Annotated in this window: 1 protein-coding gene; it reads left to right on the top strand. The window is 76.1% G+C overall.

The window, feature by feature from the left end:
• Positions 1-87 precede the first annotated feature (87 nt).
• A partial coding sequence (locus tag PUR61_RS01610) for a hypothetical protein (RefSeq protein WP_329874837.1) occupies positions 88-314 on the top strand: 227 nt, incomplete at its 3' end.

Here is a 314-nt window from a genome sequence, read left to right as displayed (position 1 = left end):
GGGGCTGTTCCCTGCGACGCAGCCTGCTGAGCGCGCACTCGCGGCTGCTCCCCGCGCCTGCGGGGCTGTTCCCTGAGGATCGACCTCGTGCTGTACCTGGAGACCCTGCTCCCCGCGCCTGCGGGGCTGTTCCCTACAAGTCGACCCAGCGCACGGACCCCCTGGGCTGCTCCCCGCGCCTGCGGGGGTGTCCCCGTCCCCGCCAGCCGGCGCCGTGCCGCCCTGGGCACCTCCCGCCGGGTGCGGGAGATCGCCCGCCTGTGCGGTCGGCCGTGGGGCGTGGAGAGCGGACTCGCGGCGGGTGCGGGACTTGT

This window comes from Streptomyces sp. BE20, from assembly GCF_036322525.1.
GTDB lineage: Bacteria > Actinomycetota > Actinomycetes > Streptomycetales > Streptomycetaceae > Kitasatospora.
The sequence above is the reverse complement of the archived record's forward strand: the minus strand, read 5'-3'. Positions and strand labels throughout refer to the sequence as shown.